This window comes from Enterococcus sp. 5H, from assembly GCF_028128615.1.
Taxonomy (GTDB): domain Bacteria; phylum Bacillota; class Bacilli; order Lactobacillales; family Enterococcaceae; genus Enterococcus_L.
On record NZ_AMDP01000043.1, the window covers coordinates 60,626 to 81,956 of the forward strand.

Here is a 21,331-nt window from a genome sequence, read left to right on the forward strand (position 1 = left end):
TATAAATCGTTCACAGAATTATGTTAAATCAATGACTATCCAATCAATTTGATTTGATCTTTTAATAATATAAATAGATAGATAATCAAAGAAAGACTCACAATCGATAGGATCAAAAAACTAAAATTAAGTGCCAAAGACACACGTTTTTTCCTTAGTTTTCTTACCAAAAAGACATCTCTGGAAAGCGTCACTAGAAAAAACAATAACGATACTGAGGCCAGTGCTCCTAAAATATAAACCCACAAATAATCTTTCATATCATTCTCCTATACATGTATGCTATAAACTTTACGTAAACTGATTACGCCTAAAAATACAATCAAACAAGCAACGCCTAGCAGTAACAAAATAAAAGAGGTCATCATTTGTCCTAAATGGGGCAATACTCCACTGGTTGCAGGTAATTGTGGTGGTTTGGTTTCATAAATCGGCGGCTTTGGTTTTTCCGGTTCAACAAATTGGTCAAACGAAATACCTGCATCGGTTTTCTCTTGATCGGCAAAAACAGTGGATGCATGACCGAACAATGCTAAAAATACACACATTACCATAAACATCGGCCAAATAAAGTAAGTTTTTTTCATCTTTATTCACCATCTCTTCTATCAATTTTTTTTCGTTTTTTCTTTTGGTTACTTTGTTTTTTCCGTCTAGCAATTCTAATTTTCTTCCACTGCTTCTCCCATTTCTTTCTTCTTAGGAGAGACAATAGCATAACTACAATAACAACAATTATTAACAAAATCGTCGTCCCCTTAATCCAACTTGGTGTTACAATTTTAAAGGCACTTTCTTCATTCATTTTTTTTGCTTGCTGATTTGTAATTGTAAAATCTTTAGTGAGTTGCCATTCTTGGTAATCATTAGATGCATCCAGTCTTAGGGTATAAGTTCCAGAAGGCAACGCTGCAATACCCCAATCTATTTCAAAATCAAAAACACTGTTTGGAGCCATACTGTAGTTTTCTACCGTTTTTCTTTTAACAACTTCATCGGTTCCTTTCTTCGTCATCGTAGCAACAATGTTTAAATTCTCTAATACTTTAGGTTCAGGATTTTGGAGATTCGCCAAAACCATTTTTTTCCCACGTTTAATTGATGCTTTCACCGAGTTTAAATTCAAGGTCTGCGCATTGTTAAACTCATCTCCCGATTGAGAAGTAATTAATCCTACTCGATAAGCAAATTCAGTAGAGACCCCACTTTTAGCTCCTTCACCTTGATCCAATGCGAAAACAAGTGCCCCCATTTTCACACCATCATACTTTTCTTTTGGCGGAGTCAATTGGATTTTTACAGTTTTTTCTTCGTAATTTTCAACTGTAATATCAGGCGTTTCTACTTTAATCATCGATGTTATAGGTTCTTTTAATGTCTGATCGTACAAACTTTTGTCATCACTATATTCAATCGTACCGCCATCTCCTGTAATAGCATTAGTGCCATAAATTTTAATATGAACACTTTCTTTTTTTGTACTTTTAACTCTTACTTCCAGTGTTTGAGATTCTCCTGGTGTCGTTTCCACATAAAAATAACTTTTAGTGGGATCTATTTGTGTATTTGGCTCTACAAGCGTTACCGTGTAGCCTAAATTATCATCCTTATCTGCTGCATTCACTTGATTTGCAAAAAAAAATAGTGAAAAGATACCCATTAGAGTTAAAGCGATGGTATTCATTTTTTTCATGAGTAAACTGCCTCCTAACAACTAAAATCTATTCTTACTTGATTGATTTAACAGTAATTTCAACATGCCATTCATTTTTAGAGTCATTGTTTATATTATTTATTAAGCAATAGCCTTTTTTTTCAAACTCTTTCGCCCAATGAGATAAAAATTCTTCTGAGTAGGTTTCAGCCATTTCTTTTGTTTGAAAAGGACCCGCTACTTTGAGTTGTTCGTTCTCCTCATAAGATTCATCTTTTTCATCATGCAAATATTTGGTAATCACATAGATGATATAGACAATCGTCAAAGAAGTGATAAATATCAATAGAAACAACGGCCAAACAATCGTCTTTAATAACGCTATCCCATTAATTCCAATAATGGCTAAAAATAAAACCATTGCATAGGTTATTTCTTTTCGTTTCATGACTGATCGCTTGTTCTTAATGTAAAACATCAAAATAAGAAATAAATTTAGAGTCATTAGTAAAAATGAAACAAATAAAAATTTCAGTAGATCGTCCAAATAATAATTCACCATAAACAGTAGCTGAATGATGAATTTTGCTTTTTTGTCTACATAAAACACAGCTTCTTCGTAAAACCTTGAAAATAAAATAAAATTTGTAACCCACCCAATTACCAAGATGACTTCACAAAGATAATAATTCCGATAGTTTAGATAATAATTCTTTTTTTCTTTCACTCATTTAGCCATCCATTTCTTTACATATTTACTTAGAACGTACAGATATTCCTTAGGTGTACTAATGTTACGACTCCAGCTTAACTTTCGTGATTTTTACAGCATTACTGCTGTAGAACTTTTTCATTTGTTTTGATCGAAAAACTACTTTCGATTTTTGAGCAAGTTAGAACATAGCCTTTCGTACGAACAATTTCAATTTCAAAATAACTCTGTGCTTTTAACTTACTTCTAATATGGAAAATGAAATTTGCTACTCTGTATTTAGCTATTGGATCTTCCATCAAATCACCATAAATGACTTGATTAATTTCGTGATACGTAACAACTTTCCCCATGTTCCTATAAAGCAGTTCTATAATTTTGAATTCTTTTCTGGTTAATGTTATGATTTTGTCACGAACCACCAAACTTAATTTTGATTGATCTAAAAAATGATCTTCCGAGACCTTTTTTTCTTCCGTTTTATTTAGCAAATGATTTTTGTAATTGATTGCATTTTTTATAACGGTACTTAGCATTTCGACATTGTGATCTGACTTAAGTATTTCTATCACTGAATTTTTACTCAAATGAGGATATAGCTTAACCAACTCAGATTCCTCATCTCCACAAAGAATCCAAATGAATAAAGAAAAGTCATCTTGTAGATCAATCAACCATTGAAACACTTGAACATAGTCAGAAGATTTTTCTACTTTAATTATTAAGCCATCTAATAGACCTATTTGCTTCTTCTCTTTAATTTCAATTAGTGAGTAACTTTGTTCATTAAGAACTGTTTTTATCAAGTTATCAAAGTTATTATTCTGCTCGGAATCAGTTTCAAAATGTAATATGCCGATAGTATTTCCCATTTTCTTCCTCCCAATATAATTTTCGATAGTTTTCTTATTTTATTTACAAATACGAAAATCACTCATAAACTGCTTCAATCAGAACTTAATACTACTTATGACGGCAAAATTGACGGCGAATGTCTATAAAAAGTTAAACTGAATATAAAATCCATATGTAAGCTTCAATTTCTCCTCATAAAACGATCGTTAAATGAAGACAAAGATAAAGACTATCACTTTTCAAAAATAGAAATTTTTGAAAAGTAAATAGCCTAGCTGATTAATTTAATCGCTTTTCTTTTTTCTGATAGAAAAGAGCTGACGTAAGTATCTAATGTCATTTTGGTAGAACGATGTCCTAACAAAGCGCTGATTGTTGCTATATTTACTCCTTTTTCTAAACACCGCGTCGCAAAACTATGTCTTAGTTGGTGAAAATGAATATTAGTGAAATGAATACTTTGACATATTTTTTTCAGCCAAAAAGATATTAATCTTGGTTCTGCGGGCTTCATCCCGCCTAATACAAAGTTTCCTTGGCTTTTTAGTTTATGTTTGGCTAAGTAATTATTCAATTTCTTAGAAATAGGAATACTTCGCTTAGAAGCAAGCGTTTTTGGAGGACCTTCAATAATCTGAGTTTTTTTGTCTCCATCCTTTTTACATTGAATTCTTTGAACCGTCCGTTTTACTGTAAGTAGACTAGTCGAAAAATCAATATCTTCCCATTTTAATCCAGCAATTTCACCGATTCTCATGCCCGTTTCCAAAGCTAAGACGATTGCCATCCCTTTTGGATGCACTAAAGCTTGTTTTTTCAATTTCTTTTGTTCATAGGATGTAATTGCTTCTACTTTATTTGGCGTTTTTTTAGGTAAAAGAACTGATTTGCATGGGTTTTCTAAAATCAAGGATCTTTTGGCCGCTGCAATAAAACAAGACATCAATACTTGATGGATAATCCGTACAGAATTAGGTGACAAATGATTTTCTAGTTTTTTCACCCACTTATTTAGAATCGATGTTGTAATTGACTGTAAAGGAAGATCACCTAAGTAAGGCAAAATATGTTTTTCCATTTTATTTGTGTAGCTAGCATATGTACTGGGCTTTAATTGTATTTGTACTTCAGATAGCCAGCAAGTTGCCCAATCATTAAATGTTCCTTGGTAAACAATTGTTTTAAAGGTGTAATTATGTGAATATAATGCTTTCATTGTTAATAGTTTTTCTTTTAGATCTAAGTACTTTTTACTATAGATATATCCATACATAGCACTTCCATCGCTTTTCCTTCCTTTTATGTATCTTCCTTCCCAGCGACCATCTTTTCTTTTATAAATATTTTCTCCTTTTCTAACCATCTGGTATCTCTCCTTTTCTAATCATAAATGATTCCCGATTTTTTGACGGCGATTTGACGGCGAATAAAATCTATTCCATAACAGCGCTAAAAACCAAGGATTTAAGGTAAATATATCAATCAAAAAAATAAAAAAACATGAAATAGTATTGACAAAGTCAAAAAAACATTATATTATCAGCTGAGATAAAACAAAAACAACATACATTTTATATTATTCTTATTTGTAAATATAACAAGAAATTTCATTATTTTTTTACAAAAAACATGAAATTTAATAGTGTGAAAAATGCAATGAATAAAAAATAATCGTTACCAATATATTTCGGTAGCCTTTCTATTATTAAACTACCCGGAAAAGAGCGCCTTTTCTGTAAATGAAAACTAAAAAATAGAACAAACCCCAAATTGAAGGGCTTGTTCTATTTTTTAGTTTTAAACTTATTTTTCTATACAAAATAAATACTTACCTATAAAAACAAAAAAAGATTCAGTTTTATTTATCTGATCTATTTGCTATTTGTACAACATGCGTTCCTTGCTGATCTTCATAGCTTTTAAAAAATTGCATGCCTATTTTCTGGGCAACTTTTTGTGACGCTTTATTTTCAAGTAAAGTGTATGAGTATATCTTGGAATAATTAAGTTGTTCGAATCCATACTGTTTACATGCAAATGCAGCTTCAGTAGCATAACCTTTGTTACAATAATCACTGATAATATGAAATCCAATCTCAGGTAAAAATTCCCCTTCAATATTTTGGATGGTAATTCCACAGTCACCAATCAAAAGATTTTCTTCTTTTAATACTACTGCCCACAGACCATGATTATGCTTCTTATAGTTATTTAAATTCCAACTAATCCAGCTTTCAACTTCTTGTTCTGTGAACGGATGTGGATAGTGTTTCATTGAAACAGGATCTGAAAGAACTTTCTTCAAATCAAGTTTATCATCCATTGATAGTTCTCTTAATATTAAACGTTTCGTTTCAATAATAGTCATCTGAATTTCTCACCTTGCCGTTTTCTTTATTTCTCATTACTGTTGTATTCATATGATTTTATAAAATAGGATAGGAATAAATCTGTAGAAAGATTCACCCTATCCTTTGATTTTTCACATTTATTACCGATTTTTCTCCAATGTATTACTTAATCGGGCAAATTCTTCTAACGATAGTGTTTCTCCTCGTCGAGACGGATCAATTTCCGCTTCAGCTAAACTTGTTGTTAACCATGCTTTAGTTGGTTCATCTTTTCCATAAAAATGAGTTAAGTTATTCCACAATGTTTTACGTCGCAATTGGAAAGATGCTTTCGTTAATTTAAAAAACTCTTTTTCATCTGTTACTTCAACTGCTGGTTTTTCACGTTTCGTCAGCTTAATAATCGCTGAATCGACATTCGGCTGAGGAACGAAAACTGTTTTAGGTACAATAAATGCCACGCTTGCTTCCATAAAGTACTGTACAGCAATCGATAATGAGCCATATGCTTTAGTTCCCGGTTTTGCTGAAATTCGTTCAGCTACTTCTTTTTGCATCATTACGATCATTTCTTCAACTTCTAGTGCTGATTCTAAAAAGTGCATCATGATTGGTGTCGTAATATAATAGGGTAAATTTGCTACAACTTTAATTGGAAAATCTTGTTTAAAAACTGCTTTTGTTGTTTCTACTAAATTCGCTTTTAAAACATCTTCATGGATGACAGTTACATTATTATATGGACTTAACGTGTCTTCTAGCACGGGAATTAAACGATCATCAATTTCAAAGGCAAGAACCTGTGCCGCATTTTTAGCCAATTGTTCTGTTAATGCACCTATTCCGGGACCTACTTCTACCACATTTGTTTGTAAATTAATTCCAGCTGTTTCAACTATTTTGCGTAAGATATTGGGTTCTGTTAAAAAGTTCTGTCCTAAACTTTTTTTAAATGAAAAGCCATGTTTTTTCAAAATTTCCTTGGTTCTTGAAGGGGTGGCTATTTCTTTATATTCTGTCAAATTGATTCCTCCGATTTTTCTTTGGTTATTTATCTAAGTCATTCATTACTTCTATTAATTCTTGTTCAGTAATCCTGAACATTTTCAATCGTTTGGTTAATTGCTTGCTATTGGTATAGCCAATCCGCAATTCGTCTCCTAATTTTTCTCGGCGCTCTTTTGCATGAGCTCCCGCTATTAAACCATATTCGATCAAGGTTTGTCTAGGTATTTCTTGGTAATCATCGACTTCATGGACAGGTGTTACAATTTTTTCTAAGGCTTCTAAAATAGCCTCATCACTAGCATGTTCTACCCCAAGGCTGCTACCGCGTTTTTTAGGTGCTGCTAAACGACGAGAAAGAAAAGCATGTTTGGCATCAGGTACCACATCCATAATGGTTTTACGAATTTTTTCTCCTGAATAATCAGGGTCTGTAAAAATAATTACACCACGTGTTTCTTGTGCATGCTCAATTTGGGCTAATACTTCATCATTGATTGCTGAACCAATTGTTTCAATGGTATCGGCGTCCACAACTTCTTGAATTCGTCTGGTGTCGTCTTTACCTTCTACGACTATAATTTCTTCGATTCTTAATTTATCGCTCATTTGACTAACCTAAATAACCGATGTGCATTTGCTGTTGTTTGTTCTGCAATTGTTTCAAAGGGTATTTCGCGTAATTCAGCGATTTTTTCGACCACATAGCGTGTATATCCTGGCTCGTTACGTTTTCCTCGATAAGGAACTGGAGCTAAATAAGGTGCATCTGTTTCAACTAATAAACGATCTAAAGGAACTGCTTTAGCTACATCTTGTACCTCAACCGCTTTTTTAAATGTTACAACACCACTTAATGAAATATGCATCCCTAAATCTAAAAATCGTTCCATCCATTCCGGATCACCACTAAAACTATGCATAATTCCGCCAATATCGCGAATATCTTCTTCTTTTAATATTTTATACGTATCTTCCATCGCATCTCTTGTATGAATACTAATCGGTAAATTCATTTCTTTAGCAATCGCAATTTGACGTCTAAATACACGATCTTGGACTTCTTTAGGATCTTCCATCCAATAATAATCTAAACCAATTTCACCTAATGCAACGACTTTTGGGGTTGTTAATAAGTGTTGTAGATTTTTCTCGATTTCTGCTGTATAACTGCCAGCTTCTGTAGGATGCCAACCGATAATACTTTGAATCTCTTTATATTTTTGACTTAATTGTAGTGATTTTTCAATAGTAGGTGTATCGAAGCCAACAACTGCCATCTCGGTCACACCTAGCTCTTTGGCATGTTGAATTGTTTCTGGGATATCTGTATTAAATTGTTCAGCATTTAAATGGGTATGGGAATCAAATATCATATCTATTATCTCCTTAGTAAATATCTAACGAATCTTCTCTAAACAGCGTTTATTTCCATTTAACGTTAGCGTTTCTTCTTTGTCTTCTATACTTTATCACACTTTTATGAAAAGCTGAATGGACAAACGTTTATAAAGTGCTTGATTTTAATGATTGCTTTTTTCTTAAAAACCGCTTATACTATTCCGTTACACCACCTGATGTCTGGAGGAAATACTATGTCTAACGATCGTACCCAAGAAACGAACCATCTACACTTAGTTTATGAAGAATTACTTACGGCACAAACGTCTTACCAAGCAACAATCAATGAAGTCAACACTACCGGAAAATCCGTACTAGAACAATTCGGCGGCGATACTAAATTAAATTTTGATAGTTACTTAGATAATCTAGATACCTTTTCCATGATGGAAATGAAAAACAGAGAAATCGATCAATTGAATTTAAAAAATGCTTCTATTGCAAAGCAGTTAGAAAAAGTTAATCGCTTGCTTCAAGTTCCTTACTTCGGCAAAATTGATGTTACTTTCTTAGACACGGGCTCTGACCGCGACGTTTTTTACATTGGCATGAATGATTTTACAAATTTGGAGGGTGAATCACGGATTTATGATTGGCGCTCTCCTGTTGCTTCGCTTTTTTATAACAACGTATTAGGTACTAGCAGCTACAAGGTCAACAAACATGAAATTCCAGTAGATTTAAATCTGAAAAGACAGCTCATCATTGAAGAAGATCGTTTACTTAATTTTTTCGATACTACCTTAGCTATCCAAGATGATATTTTGCTTCATTCTTTGAAAGCAGACTCTTCTCAATACATGAAAGATATTACAACGACGATTCAACAAGAACAAAATGAAATTATTCGAGATGAAAGTCATCCTCTAATGTTAGTAAATGGAATTGCCGGCAGCGGGAAAACATCTGCCATCATGCAGCGAATCGCTTATTTATTGTATAATCATCGTTCACAAATTACAGCTGATGATATTCTTTTATTATCACCAAACTCAACATTTATTGATTATATTTCTCAAGTGCTGCCTAATTTGGGAGAGCGAAACCCGATGAATTTAACATTACTTCAGTTTCTAAAATTTACCTTGAGAAAAAAAGCAGCTATCGAAAGTGAAGAAGCTTATTTTAATCGAATAACTGCTGAACAAGTTTCTGAGCAGCAACAGGTAATTCAATCCCAAGCTTTCGTTGAATTTATTCAAGATTTCAAAGAACCTGACTTGATTCAACCACAGTTATTTAAACCAATTTTATTCCAGCGTAAGCCATTATTTACAGCTGAAACGATCTTTGAACTTTACAAAAAGACACCAGCTAATTCATCCATCAAAGAACGACTGTCTGCAACGAAGGAAAAACTTTTAAGCTTATGGAATCGCTACTTAATCAAACAAGCGAAATCAAAACAAATGCTGGATCAAATGCAAAACCTGACTGAAGCGGAACAATTAAAGTATTTTGATACAATCATTACCGATGATAATGAACAAGAATTAGCTGAATTTGCACTGAAACGTTTGCAAAGAAAATACCGACAAATCACCACCTTAATTACTGAATTTAGCTGGTTTGATCCTTGGCTACTTTTCCAGACCCTTTACGAAAGTTTTCAGCACATTCCTTATGAAAAAAATAGTCCTGAATACACCGCTGATGAAGTTGTCATTTTATTGTTCCTAAAACATATCTTTATCGAAGATCTGTCTAATCGTCAAATGGCTTTTATTTTAGTGGATGAAGTGCAGGATTATACAGAAGCTCAAATTCTTTTATTGCTGGAATTATTCCCACAAGCGAACTTTACTTTGGCTGGTGATGAAAATCAGGCAATTTTCAATACATCTATTAGTTTTCTAGGTTTAGAAAGACTACTTGCTGCGTCAAGACGGACAGTTACTTCTTATCAATTATTGAACAGCTATCGATCCAGTAAAGAAATTACTAAACTGTTCCAAACTTTGGTGACGAATCATGAGAAACTTACTATTGTACCAATACGCAAAGATGGAGAAAAACCAGCTTTTATTCCTTGTGAAAATCAAGAAACTTATTTGAATACTTTGATCGCTATCTTAACTGATTTAGCGGATGGTGAAGACTTGGCGATTATTACCAAATATAAGGATGATGCCTTTTTATTAGAAGAACAACTTTTAGAAACGATCGGTACCTTTCATGATAAAAAAATCCAAGTGCTTTCAATCGATATGGCAAAAGGTCTAGAATTTGACCACGTGATTATTCATAATGTTTCAACTAGCCATTATGGCACCAGTGAGCGGGAGAAGAAAATTCTTTATACAGCCGTTTCCCGCGGTATGAAACAAGTCTTTTTACCTTATATTGGCACACTTACTGAATTACTTTCATCTGGTTTAGCAAATAAATGATTTAAAAAACCGACTTTAGTCCGATGTGCTTTCTATTAATTGGCAGTAAACTAATGGTCAGTCTAGATTCATTTGATGGGAGTGACTATTTGTTGAAAAATTATTTTGAGCAATCCGATTTTTTAAAGTCAGCCATTCGTAAAAACGTGACGATTCAAAGAAAACCGCAAGTTAATACGCTTTGGCACTGGTTGTTGCTTATTCTTTTTGGTTTGTTGGCTTATGGCACAATGACACAGCAAATACTTCTCATTGTATTATTTATTGCAATTGCTGCGATTGTTAAAGGGCCATTGATGATTTTGTGGGCAGCTGTTTATTCAATGTTGATAGCTTTTTTCCCGCCATTAGGAATTGTATTGTCCATTTTGTTTTTCCTTGTTAATTTAGGAACGGTGGCAAAAAGTTGGCGGATTTCATTGACGAGTGCTTATTTTTATCTTGTTCCGTTAATCGGTGCCATTATTCGAACAATCGTAAAAAATGAACCTGATTATTTGGTAATGCTTTTTGTCGTGGCAAGTATGATTGGATTGCATTTCTTGTTAAATTGGCTTTATCAAAATAATAGTTTAAGCCGATCATTAACTTGGACAATTATTAGCGTTCCATATGCCATTTTAATTATGATTTTACCTGCACGTTTCCATCGATTTAAAACAAATAAAAAATTGAAACTATAAAATTAGAGAGTAAGAAAAACTGAGATTAGTTTTTCTTGCTCTCTATACTTTTATTTAACAAAAAATTTACGCAATACTTGCCCCATTCGGCATGTCTTTTGGCGCGTCAATAATCTGTAATTTTCCTTCAGGTGATTCTGCTGATAGGATCATTCCTTGACTGATTTCACCGCGCATTTTTCTTGGTTTTAAGTTGGCAACGATCACGACTTTTTTACCGATCAAAGCACTTGGATCCGGATAAAATTCAGCAACTCCTGAAAGGATTTGACGGTCTTGATTATCTCCAGCGTCTAAGCGGAATTGCAGTAATTTGTCAGCGCCTTTAACTTTTTTACAGTCGATAACTTCTGCTACTTTTAATTCTACTTTATCAAAATCTTCGTACTTAATTTGTTTTTCTTTCGTTGAAGCTAATTCTGTTTCATTCGGGTCCCATTTGATTTCTTCTGCAGTTGTTTGCGTATTTTGAGACATTTTCTTTTGAATGTAAATTACTTCAGTATCGATCTCTAAACGAGGAAAAATTGGTGTACCTTTAGCTACAACTTTAATGCCAGTTGGGAACTCACCAAAATGAATTTCTTCCATATTCATTGTTTCAGGGTCCAGGCCCAGTTGTTCAAAAATTTTCTTCGGTGTTTCAGTCATCACTGGTTGTAAAAGAATCGCCACAATCCGTAAGCTTTCAGCCAAATGAACCATCACACTGTCTAATTCATTTTTCTTTTCTTCATTTTTCACCAAAATCCATGGTTGTGTTTCATCGATATATTTGTTCGCGCGAGAAACCAATGTCCAAACTTCAGCAATCGCTGTGTTGAATTCCATTTTTTCCATCGATTCATGATATTTACCAATCACGTTTGCAGCTGTAGTAGATAACTCACTATCAAACGGTGTTACTTTTGAGGCATATGCGGGTACATGACCATCACAATATTTGTTAATCATCGCAATCGTGCGGTTTAATAAGTTCCCTAGATCATTGGCTAAATCATAGTTTAGACGAGACACAAAATCTTCTGGCGTAAAGACACCATCACTACCAAAAGGAATAGCACGTAATAAGTAGTAACGTAAAGCATCCAAGCCATAACGTTCCACAAGCATTTCAGGATAAACAACGTTTCCTTTAGACTTAGACATTTTCCCATCTTTCATCAATAACCAGCCATGACCAAAGATTTTTTTAGGTAATGGCAGATCTAACGCCATTAACATAATTGGCCAATAAATTGTATGGAAACGTACGATTTCTTTGCCGACCATATGAACATCTGCTGGCCAATATTTTTGGAATAGGCTATCATCTTCTGATCCATAACCTAACGCTGTAATATAGTTCGACAACGCATCAATCCAAACGTAGACGACATGTTTTGGATCATTTGTTAATGGTACACCCCAAGAAAATGTCGTACGAGAAACAGCTAGATCTTCTAACCCTGGTTTGATGAAGTTGTTAATCATTTCATTTTTACGTGATTCAGGTTGAATAAATTCTGGATGTTCATTGTAGTAATCAACTAAACGATCCGCGTATTTACTCATTTTGAAGAAGTAAGATTCTTCTTTCACTAACTCTACTTCGTGCCCGCTTGGCGCTTTTCCACCGATTACTTTACCTTCATCATCGCGATAAACTTCGGCTAATTGTGTTTCAGTAAAATACTCTTCATCTGAAACAGAATACCAGCCTTCATACTCACCAAGATAAATATCACCTTGTTCTAATAAGCGATCAAAAATCTGCTGAACCGCTTTTTTGTGATAATCATCAGTTGTACGAATAAATTTATCGTAGCTAATATCCAGTGTTTTCCATAATTTTTGGACATCAGTTGCCATTTTGTCTACATATTCTTTTGGTGTAACACCTAATTCTGCTGCCTTGTTCTCGATTTTTTGGCCGTGCTCATCCACACCTGTTAAATAAAAAACGTCAAATCCCATTAAACGTTTATAGCGAGCCATCGCATCACAAGCAATGGTTGTGTATGAATTACCAATATGTAATTGTCCACTTGGATAATAAATCGGGGTAGTGATATAAAATGTTTCTTTTTCTGACATGCAGAAACATCCTCCTTTAGCATTCTCTTGAATTTACTCCTAAATAGTATACCATACTTAGCTTTATTTGAACGAAAAAACCTTGTCTTTTCTCCACTTAAAAAAGCCTCTATCAAAAAAACGTAGAGACTTTTACTTTTTTATCTTAAGAACGGATCACGCCATCAGCTACTGCTGCTTTTGCTACTTCTTCGATAATCACATCCACCAACTCACGATTAAAAGGTGAAGGAATAATATATTCACTTGTTAATTCAGAATCTGGAATAATTTCTGCGATTGCTTTAGCTGCCGCTAACTTCATATTCTCAGTAATCTTGGTCGCTTGCGCTGTAAAAGCTCCTTTAAATAGCCCTGGAAAAGCCAAGACATTATTGATTTGATTCGGATGATCCGAACGTCCAGTTCCTACTACAGCAGCTCCAGCATCTATCGCATCTCGATACGCAATTTCAGATTCCGGATTTGCCATTGGAAAAACAATTGCACCTGTATTCATTGACGCAACCATTTCTTTTGAAACCAATTTGGGCGCTGAAACACCGATAAACACATCAGCTCCTATCATAGCTTCTGCTAACGTCCCCTGAAAATTCTCTTGATTAGATATTTCCACAATTTCTTTTTCTAAAAAAGTTAATTCACGTTCACTTTGCTTAGACAACACGCCATCCACATTAAAAGCGATAATGTTTTTCACACCAAAATGAGCCAGCATTTTGATAATCGCACTACCTGCTGCGCCAGTTCCAGAAACCACCACTTTAATTTCTTCAACAGTTTTTCTTACGATTTTCAAGGCATTGATTAACGCTGCAATCGTAACAATCGCCGTTCCATGCTGATCATCATGAAATACTGGAATATCCAGTTCCTTCATCAATGTCCGTTCAATTTCTACACAACGAGGAGCCGAAATATCTTCTAAATTAATACCGCCAAAAGTCGGCGCCATCGCTTTAATAATTTGAATAATTTCCTTTGGATCTTTCGTGTCCAAACAAATAGGAATCGCATCAATATCCGCAAATTCTTTAAAGAGCAATGCTTTCCCTTCCATAACCGGCAATGCTGCTTTCGGTCCAATATCACCTAAACCAAGTACAGCCGTTCCATCCGTTACAACTGCAACAGTATTTCCTTTCCACGTATAGTCATAAACTTTTTCTGGATGCTCATGAATCTTTCGACACGGCTCTGCAACACCTGGTGTATAAGCTAATGACAAATCTTCTTTTGTTTGGACCTTAGCTTTTGAATGAATATCAATTTTCCCACGCCATTGCTCATGAGCCGTTAATGCCTTTTCATAAATATCTGCCATTGTTCTCCTCCTTAAAATATAATTATTCTCCCAACATATTTTCTGGTCGAACCCATGCTTCATATTCTTTTTCCGTAAGTAAACCTGTTGCTAATGCAGCCTCTTTCAATGTCGTCTGTTCTTCAAAGGCTTTTTTAGCTATTTTAGCACCATTATCATAACCTATATATGGATTTAATGAAGTCACCAGCATTAGTGATTGATCTAAAAATTGTTTCATTTTTTCTTGATTAGCTTTAATTCCAACGAGACAGTTTTTCTCAAATGAACTTAATCCATCCGCCAACAATTCTATACTTTGAATCAAATTATAGGCTAATACAGGCATATAAACATTCAGCTCAAAATTACCTTGAGACGCGCCAATACCGATTGTCGCATCATTTCCCATCACTTGTATGGCGATCATCGTCAATGCTTCACATTGTGTTGGATTAATTTTCCCCGGCATAATTGAACTACCTGGTTCATTCGCAGGTATTGTAATTTCACCTAATCCACTGCGCGGACCACTAGCCATCCAGCGAACATCGTTTGCCATTTTCATCGCATTGGCTGCCAGTGCTTTTAATGCGCCTGAGGTAAATACTAACGCATCTTTATTTGCTAAACCATGAAATTTATTTAGATCTTCTGAAAATTGATAGCCTGTCTCTTCATTTAAATTTTTAATTAATAACTCAACATATTCTTTTGATGCATTTAAACCAGTTCCTACAGCTGTTCCACCAATCGCTAATTGCTTCAATTCACCCAGTGTCAGTTCTATCATTCGATAATTATGTTCAAAACTAGAACGCCAACCACTGATTTCTTGAGCAAAAGTGACTGGTGTTGCATCTTGTAAATGAGTACGTCCAATTTTGATGACTGTTTTATTATCTGCTTCAAGATCTTTCAACGTTTTGATTACTTGTTTCATCACAGGAAATAATTTTTGTTCAATCAATTGAACCGCAGCAACATGGATTGCTGTCGGAAAGACATCATTTGAACTTTGTGACATATTAACGTGATCGTTTGGATGAACCGACATTTTAGATTCTGCAGCTAAATGAGCAATAACCTCGTTCACATTCATATTCGTTTGCGTTCCGCTGCCCGTCTGCCAGAGTGACAATGGAAACTGGTCATTCACTTCACATGCAATAATTTTATCTGCCGCTGCTTGAATCGCTTTACTAATTGAAGCATCTAGTTTTCCAGTCGCTTCGTTAGCTTTAGCCGCACTTTTTTTCACCAACGCTAATGCATAAATTAAGGCTAATGGCATTTTTTCTTGCCCTATCAAAAAATTTTGGCTGCTACGCTGAGTTTGTGCGCCCCAAAGTGCTGTGTTCGGCACCTGAATTTCACCCATAGAATCTTTTTCAATTCTATAATCCATCTCTTTTCCCTTCTTTTTCCACTCAATTTACTACCACTATACTGTATTCAGATACTTTTTCGCAATAGAAAAATAAAAACTCAGATAAAACACATTCGTTTCACCTGAGCCTTAATTCTAATCAAATTTATTCTTTTATTTTGCCTTCGTTACTATGACGATAACCATATGCAAAGTAAATAACAAAGCCTAAGATTAACGCAATAACAAATGCTCTCCACGTTGCTGCCTGCAGCTGAACCATCAACCAAATACTAACAACAGCCAAAAGAATCGGTACAAGCGGTACAAATGGAATCTTGAATTCTCCTGGTTTTGGATCTCCAGCAATTTTTCTTAAACGAATAATACCGATTGCCATCACGATTAAATACATTAACGTTACAATATTTGTTAACTCAGCCAATAATTCCATTGGCACTAACCCTGCAAAGATCATCGTACAAATCCCTGCTACATAGGTCGCATTTTTGGGCGTGCGTTTCTTTTCATCAATTTTACTCATAAACTTTGGTAATAAACCGTCTTTACTAATAGCATAAATGATTCTGGCAAGACTGTACATCATCGCTATCATCACTGTTAATAGTGTTAAAATTGCACCTACAGAAATTATCCCTGCTACACCATCTAACTGAACAAAACGCATTGCAAATGCTACTGGGTCTTTTACACCAAGTGCATCAAAAGGTACGATTCCTGTTAAAATTAATGTTACAATCACATATAAAATTGTTGTTATAATAATCGAACCAATAATTCCTCTTGGGATATCTTTTTGCGGATTTTTCACTTCTTCAGCAGTCATGCTCACTGCATCGAATCCTAAAAAGGCAAAGAACACAACAGCCGCACCACTAACAACTCCTGAAAAACCAAATGGCATAAATGGTTGCCAATTATCTGGTTTCACGTAAAAAATACCGACAATTACAAATAACGCAATAATACCAAATTTAACAAAAACCATTACATTATTTAAACGCAACGCTGTTTTTGCTTCTTGAGACACCCAAAAAGTAACTGCTAATAAAACTAAAACAGCAATTATATCTACATAACTCCCCTTTTCAGCATTATAAGCTCCACTTAAAGCTACTGGTAAATGAACGCCTAAGCTATCCAAAAAACCTTGTACATAGCCCGACCACCCCGAAGCAACTGAAGAAACTGCTAAAAAGAACTCACAAATAACCAACCAGCCAGTCATCCAAGCAACTATTTCACCAAATACAACATACATATAAGCATACGGTCCACCAAGCGCAGGAATTCTTGAAGCAAATTCTGCATAACATAACCCAGCTAATATAATTGCTCCAGCAGCTACTAAAAAAGAAAGCGACAAAGCCGGTCCTGCATATCTTTCAGCCGCAACACCTGTAATAACAAAAATTCCAGTTCCAACGACTGCACCAATTCCAAGTAAGATCAAATCCATTGTTTTCAAATCTTTTTTCATCGAGCTCGCTTCTGTTGAATGTGCTGCAAGCTCTTTTTTCCTAAACATCGACATTTTCCGTCCTCCAATAAAATAAAAACCAATAAGTTTTGCTCAATAATTGCAAAGAATTCCTCATAAAAATAAGCGTAAATCAGTCATTTACGCTTTCATATACCCTAACAGAATACCACCTAAAATAACAAACAAGCAACCAAAAACGACATAACGCATTTCTTTTTTTGACTTTCTTTCGCCCAAAATATAAATGCCGCCCAAAGTTGAGATAATAATTCCCATCTGAGAAAGTGAGAAACTGATTGCCAGCCCAAGTTTGCGCATCGTCAACAACATACAAATATTTCCAAGGCCCCATAAAAGACCGCAGCTCATATTCAGCCAAACATGACGATTGATTTTAACCTTCCTAAACGCAAAAAAACTGGCGCCAACTAGCATCCCAATACTTTGAGGTAAAATAATCCCCATTGGGTCAAGTCCAGCAGCATTAATAATAATCGTGTAAAAACCATAACCAACTGTTGAAACGAGTAACGCCCGAAAACCTTTATTAAAATTCAACATTGTATTCGTTGTCTTCACATCACTCTCATCATCTTGACGAGCAGTTAAATACGAACCCAGAATCAAGAAGCCTAAAGCAATAAAACCTAAAATAAAATCTCTACTGCTTTTCCATTCATGAAAAAAGACTGCTCCAGCTACCGTATTGACAACTAACTGCATACCTGTAGATACTGGCAAAGCTACTGAAACTCCTAAATTTTTCATTCCTTGAAATTGTTGATTTTGCCCAACACTCCAAAATAGACCGGATAAAATTCCTACAATACTCATTTGAATACTAATTGCTGGTTGAACCATAAAAAAAACAATAATTGAAAAAATTAATGCACCAATAGTCATCCCTAACGTTTGTTGATTCGCACTACCGCCAATTTTGCCACTAACTAAACCAATACTACCCCAAGCAAACATTGGTACTAAAGCTACTAAGATCTCCATAATATGCTCCTAACAAAAGTATGATAGTTTAATTCTATCAACAAAAGCGCTTTCTATACAACTATAAGACAGAAAAAAAACTAATAGAAATTTTCTCATTTTCCCATTCCCTAAAATCCAGTGCAAAAAAATAGCCCTAAGAAAATCGCTCAATAGTCCAAAACTATCAAACTTCTTCTCAAAGCTAGTAATCTTTCGATCAACAATTAACGTCTTTCATTGTAATAACTTAAAAAAGGAAATAACAATTTCATCGTTGTTCCTTCACCTTCAATCGATTCAACGGTAAGTTGATGACCTAATTTATCCGCTAAACTCTTCGCCAAATACAGACCTAATCCAGTTGAGTGCTGCTCACTGATCCGACCATTCTCACCAGTGAAACCTTTATCAAAAATCCGTCGTTGATCTTCTTTCGGAATACCAATACCTGAATCTTTTAACATCAACCAGGCGCCTTCTTTTGTTCTAGAAATAGTAACCTCAATTTCCCCACCTGCTGGCGTGTACTTAATTGCATTACTAACCAATTGTTTAAAGATAAAGGCTACCCACTTAGCATCTGTCAGAACCATTTGGTCATTTCCTTCAATTGAAAAATGTAAGTTTTTTTGAATAAAATAATTCCCTTGTGTTCGAATGACTGACTGGACAATTTCTTTTAATGAATATTCCTGAATCAAATAATCTCTGGAAAAACTATCTAATCGAGCATAATAAAGGACTTGTTCAACATATTCATCAATCTTACTTAACTCATTTTCTACTAAATAATATTTTTTTTCAGGAATATCATCTTCAATTGATTGTAAAATTAAATTTACTGCAGCTAGCGGCACCTTGATTTCGTGTACCCAAGAATCAATATAATCCTTTTGATCTTGCTGATTATTAATAGCTTGTTGGATTACTTGCTGATGCTCTACTACAAGTCCGTTAATATAATCCTGAACAATTTTTTCCTCTGCAAAAGTAGCCTCGCTTAAATAATTTTCTAACGAAGGCGGATGCTCTGAGATATCTAAAGACTGCCACCAGCGTTTTTTCAATGAATAATCAATGGTTAGAAAAAGTAATAAAAATAAACCCTGTAATAAGACCAAGTAACCAATAATCGAAAAATTCACCGCCATATCAGGAGACAACCATAAAATAAAGCAAGTTACCCCAATAAAAAACAACCAGCCAATCAAAAGCAGCCAATGATCTAGCAAATACTTGCGAATTGTCATATTTTTCTCCTATCTATTCTATGGCACAATATAACCTTGTCCAACCTTTGTTTCAATATAACCTTCCAGACCCGCTTGTTCGATTTTCTTTCTTAGACGATTAATATTTACTGTCAATGTATTGTCATCAACAAAACGTTCATCTTCCCACAAAGCTCTTAATAATTTTTCTCTAGTTAAAATCTTGCCATGCTTTTTGATCAAAATATAGAGTAATCGGTACTCATTTTTACTTAAATCAATTATTTCTCCGTTAATTTCCATGCTGCCATTGTCAACATTTAACGTAATTCCATTATGAGACATCATTTCACTGCCCACTTCTGAATAGTTATACGAGCGGCGCAGCAGCGCATTTATTTTAGCAATCAGCACATCAATCTGAAAAGGTTTTGTGACAAAATCATCTGCTCCCATATTCATCGCCATAATCATATCCATATTGGTATTGCGGCTAGAAATAAAAATGATTGGAATTTTAGAGACTTCACGAATTTTTTGACACCAATAATACCCATCGAAAACAGGCAGATTTATATCCAGCAAAACCAGTTGAGGTTCTTCACGTTGAAAATCTTCTAACACCTGATTAAAGTCTGTTGTCCCAAATGTCTCAAACTGCCATTTTTGCAATTCTTCGCTGATTAACTCACGAATTGTTGTTTCATCTTCAATAATCATGATTTTTGCCATTATTCTACCTCCACTTATTTCCTTCTATTGTACCTTACCAGAAAAAACACGTCATTCATATAGGACTTTTAGCCGAAATTTTAGCATAAAAAAGTGGAACAGAAGTATTTATCTATTAGAAAATAGAAAAAATTACTTTTGTTCCAGTACTCAATAGGATTTAATATGCTGAAAATACATTAACTTTTAGTTGTAGACTATTTTAACAATGACAAGCAACCTTATTCAAGAACTGTCACACCACTATCCGCGATTACTTTGCCGATTATCACAAAAACCCCGTCCAGCAAAAGAAGAGTCATATTAACCCCAAAGAAAATAGACAACTTTTCAATATCATGCATTTTTTCTTTTTGCCGAAGCAATAAATATAAGAAAAAGTTACTTCCATAAGTAAAAGCAGTTAATGCTACAACTAATTCTATCAATGCAATCTTTCTCCCTACAACAGTAATATTTTTTTGTATCCACTTACATTTTACGCTAGTTAACATTTTTTTTAAAGCTAGGAATTATGAAAAAGCTAAATATTCCTCTTGTCAAACCCCACTTAGACAAGTATTTAAATTCAATAGATAAATATACATTACATTCAAATGTAGAAAAATCTAACAATTTGCTCAATTTCTTGCCAACCTTTGTTGACCATAAAACGGTTTTCCTATAAAATGAAAGATAGATAGAAACGAATAGGATAAAAAAAAGCACTTCACAATTTAGCTACCAACTAAATCATGAAGCCCTGAACAGTCAGTGAACACCTGACCAATCAAGTTGCTTAAGTCAATATTTATACATTGACATCTTTCATTTTACTCAATTTTGAGAGAAATTTCTAGAGGTTTATACTAGTTTTTTCTGAACTTGAAGATGTTTATGCTTATTTATTGAACTTGCAATGGCGTTGGACGAGTGTCCAACGCCATTTTTATGTATTCGTTTCTATCTAAAAGGCTGTTTGCTTACTCTTTAAAATTGAACATATTACTGTCAACCAACCATTGACAAAAAAATGCTGATCCCAACCAGCTTTTACCCATTCTCCTGGATGATTCTTTTTTGGTAAGCAAACAAGCCTTTAATAAAACTAATAGTCCGATA

20 protein-coding genes are annotated in these 21,331 nt (G+C 34.4%); 2 read left to right on the forward strand and 18 right to left on the reverse strand.

All coding sequences use genetic code 11. From position 1 onward, the window contains the following. Positions 1-35 precede the first annotated feature (35 nt). From C240_RS12935 to C240_RS12980, 10 genes are all read right to left on the reverse strand, one after another. Positions 36-260, reverse strand: a complete 225-nt coding sequence (locus tag C240_RS12935; RefSeq protein ID WP_271496434.1) for a hypothetical protein — start codon at positions 258-260, stop codon at positions 36-38. A 9-nt stretch (positions 261-269) separates the two neighbouring features. Next, positions 270-587: a hypothetical protein gene (locus tag C240_RS12940; protein ID WP_271496437.1), complete on the reverse strand. Its 318-nt coding sequence runs from the start codon at positions 585-587 to the stop codon at positions 270-272. Positions 588-589: 2 nt separating this feature from the next. Continuing rightward, positions 590-1,693 carry a DUF916 and DUF3324 domain-containing protein gene (locus C240_RS12945; protein ID WP_271496440.1) on the reverse strand — a complete coding sequence of 368 codons (1,104 nt, stop codon included), beginning with the start codon at positions 1,691-1,693 and terminating at the stop codon, positions 590-592. A gap of 34 nt (positions 1,694-1,727) precedes the next feature. Next, positions 1,728-2,381, reverse strand: a complete 654-nt coding sequence (locus C240_RS12950) for a hypothetical protein (RefSeq protein ID WP_271496443.1) — start codon at positions 2,379-2,381, stop codon at positions 1,728-1,730. 104 nt (positions 2,382-2,485) lie between these two features. Continuing rightward, positions 2,486-3,238 (reverse strand): helix-turn-helix domain-containing protein, encoded by a 753-nt coding sequence (locus C240_RS12955; RefSeq protein ID WP_271496446.1) that lies wholly within the window; start codon positions 3,236-3,238, stop codon positions 2,486-2,488. A 254-nt stretch (positions 3,239-3,492) separates the two neighbouring features. Then, complete coding sequence (locus C240_RS12960; RefSeq protein ID WP_271496449.1) at positions 3,493-4,584, reverse strand: tyrosine-type recombinase/integrase; 1,092 nt, start codon at positions 4,582-4,584, stop codon at positions 3,493-3,495. A 495-nt stretch (positions 4,585-5,079) separates the two neighbouring features. Next, positions 5,080-5,589 carry a GNAT family N-acetyltransferase gene (locus C240_RS12965; protein WP_271496452.1) on the reverse strand — a complete coding sequence of 170 codons (510 nt, stop codon included), beginning with the start codon at positions 5,587-5,589 and terminating at the stop codon, positions 5,080-5,082. Positions 5,590-5,712: 123 nt separating this feature from the next. After that, positions 5,713-6,594 carry a 16S rRNA (adenine(1518)-N(6)/adenine(1519)-N(6))-dimethyltransferase RsmA gene (gene rsmA, locus C240_RS12970; protein WP_271496456.1) on the reverse strand — a complete coding sequence of 294 codons (882 nt, stop codon included), beginning with the start codon at positions 6,592-6,594 and terminating at the stop codon, positions 5,713-5,715. 25 nt (positions 6,595-6,619) lie between these two features. Beyond that, entirely contained in the window at positions 6,620-7,186 is a 567-nt protein-coding gene (gene rnmV / locus C240_RS12975) for a ribonuclease M5 (protein WP_271496459.1), read from the reverse strand. Further along, positions 7,183-7,953, reverse strand: a complete 771-nt coding sequence (locus C240_RS12980; RefSeq protein WP_271496462.1) for a TatD family hydrolase — start codon at positions 7,951-7,953, stop codon at positions 7,183-7,185. Before C240_RS12980 ends, rnmV begins: the two co-directional genes overlap by 4 nt. 219 nt (positions 7,954-8,172) lie before the next feature. Here C240_RS12980 and C240_RS12985 point away from each other — a divergent pair, with 219 nt between their 5' ends. Further along, positions 8,173-10,368 carry a HelD family protein gene (locus tag C240_RS12985; protein ID WP_271496465.1) on the forward strand — a complete coding sequence of 732 codons (2,196 nt, stop codon included), beginning with the start codon at positions 8,173-8,175 and terminating at the stop codon, positions 10,366-10,368. Positions 10,369-10,460: 92 nt separating this feature from the next. Continuing rightward, complete coding sequence (locus C240_RS12990) at positions 10,461-11,051, forward strand: hypothetical protein (protein ID WP_271496468.1); 591 nt, start codon at positions 10,461-10,463, stop codon at positions 11,049-11,051. 66 nt (positions 11,052-11,117) lie between these two features. On the opposite strand, the gene metG is transcribed toward C240_RS12990, so the two are convergent. From metG to C240_RS13030, 8 genes are all read right to left on the reverse strand, one after another. Beyond that, a complete protein-coding gene (metG, locus tag C240_RS12995) occupies positions 11,118-13,127 on the reverse strand; it encodes a methionine--tRNA ligase (RefSeq protein ID WP_271496471.1) in 2,010 nt (669 codons plus the stop codon). Between the two features lie 145 nt (positions 13,128-13,272). Beyond that, positions 13,273-14,451, reverse strand: coding sequence for an NAD(P)-dependent malic enzyme (locus C240_RS13000; protein ID WP_271496473.1), 1,179 nt, complete (start codon positions 14,449-14,451; stop codon positions 13,273-13,275). A 22-nt stretch (positions 14,452-14,473) separates the two neighbouring features. Then, positions 14,474-15,838, reverse strand: a complete 1,365-nt coding sequence (gene fumC / locus C240_RS13005) for a class II fumarate hydratase (RefSeq protein ID WP_271496477.1) — start codon at positions 15,836-15,838, stop codon at positions 14,474-14,476. A gap of 127 nt (positions 15,839-15,965) precedes the next feature. After that, positions 15,966-17,354, reverse strand: coding sequence for an amino acid permease (locus C240_RS13010; protein WP_271496479.1), 1,389 nt, complete (start codon positions 17,352-17,354; stop codon positions 15,966-15,968). A gap of 87 nt (positions 17,355-17,441) precedes the next feature. Next, complete coding sequence (locus C240_RS13015; RefSeq protein WP_271496482.1) at positions 17,442-18,305, reverse strand: GRP family sugar transporter; 864 nt, start codon at positions 18,303-18,305, stop codon at positions 17,442-17,444. Between the two features lie 206 nt (positions 18,306-18,511). Continuing rightward, positions 18,512-19,537 (reverse strand): two-component system sensor histidine kinase SapS, encoded by a 1,026-nt coding sequence (sapS, locus tag C240_RS13020; RefSeq protein WP_271496484.1) that lies wholly within the window; start codon positions 19,535-19,537, stop codon positions 18,512-18,514. A gap of 18 nt (positions 19,538-19,555) precedes the next feature. Next, the gene (sapR, locus tag C240_RS13025) at positions 19,556-20,230 is read right to left on the reverse strand and encodes a two-component system response regulator SapR (protein WP_271496487.1); all 675 of its coding nucleotides are present in this window, start codon (positions 20,228-20,230) and stop codon (positions 19,556-19,558) included. A gap of 221 nt (positions 20,231-20,451) precedes the next feature. Next, on the reverse strand, positions 20,452-20,658 hold the full coding sequence (locus tag C240_RS13030; protein WP_271496490.1) for a hypothetical protein: 207 nt from the start codon (positions 20,656-20,658) through the stop codon (positions 20,452-20,454). Positions 20,659-21,331: the final 673 nt, after the last annotated feature.

Coding starts and splice junctions, on each gene's coding strand:
- C240_RS12935 (WP_271496434.1), bottom strand. CDS start 260: ATGAAAGATTATTTGTGGGTTTATATTTTAGGAGCACTGGCCTCAGTA.
- C240_RS12940 (WP_271496437.1), bottom strand. CDS start 587: ATGAAAAAAACTTACTTTATTTGGCCGATGTTTATGGTAATGTGTGTA.
- C240_RS12945 (WP_271496440.1), bottom strand. CDS start 1,693: ATGAAAAAAATGAATACCATCGCTTTAACTCTAATGGGTATCTTTTCA.
- C240_RS12955 (WP_271496446.1), bottom strand. CDS start 3,238: ATGGGAAATACTATCGGCATATTACATTTTGAAACTGATTCCGAGCAG.
- C240_RS12960 (WP_271496449.1), bottom strand. CDS start 4,584: ATGGTTAGAAAAGGAGAAAATATTTATAAAAGAAAAGATGGTCGCTGG.
- C240_RS12965 (WP_271496452.1), bottom strand. CDS start 5,589: ATGACTATTATTGAAACGAAACGTTTAATATTAAGAGAACTATCAATG.
- rnmV (WP_271496459.1), bottom strand. CDS start 7,186: ATGAGCGATAAATTAAGAATCGAAGAAATTATAGTCGTAGAAGGTAAA.
- C240_RS12980 (WP_271496462.1), bottom strand. CDS start 7,953: ATGATATTTGATTCCCATACCCATTTAAATGCTGAACAATTTAATACA.
- C240_RS12985 (WP_271496465.1), top strand. CDS start 8,173: ATGTCTAACGATCGTACCCAAGAAACGAACCATCTACACTTAGTTTAT.
- metG (WP_271496471.1), bottom strand. CDS start 13,127: ATGTCAGAAAAAGAAACATTTTATATCACTACCCCGATTTATTATCCA.
- C240_RS13000 (WP_271496473.1), bottom strand. CDS start 14,451: ATGGCAGATATTTATGAAAAGGCATTAACGGCTCATGAGCAATGGCGT.
- fumC (WP_271496477.1), bottom strand. CDS start 15,838: ATGGATTATAGAATTGAAAAAGATTCTATGGGTGAAATTCAGGTGCCG.
- C240_RS13010 (WP_271496479.1), bottom strand. CDS start 17,354: ATGTCGATGTTTAGGAAAAAAGAGCTTGCAGCACATTCAACAGAAGCG.
- C240_RS13015 (WP_271496482.1), bottom strand. CDS start 18,305: ATGGAGATCTTAGTAGCTTTAGTACCAATGTTTGCTTGGGGTAGTATT.
- sapS (WP_271496484.1), bottom strand. CDS start 19,537: ATGACAATTCGCAAGTATTTGCTAGATCATTGGCTGCTTTTGATTGGC.
- sapR (WP_271496487.1), bottom strand. CDS start 20,230: ATGGCAAAAATCATGATTATTGAAGATGAAACAACAATTCGTGAGTTA.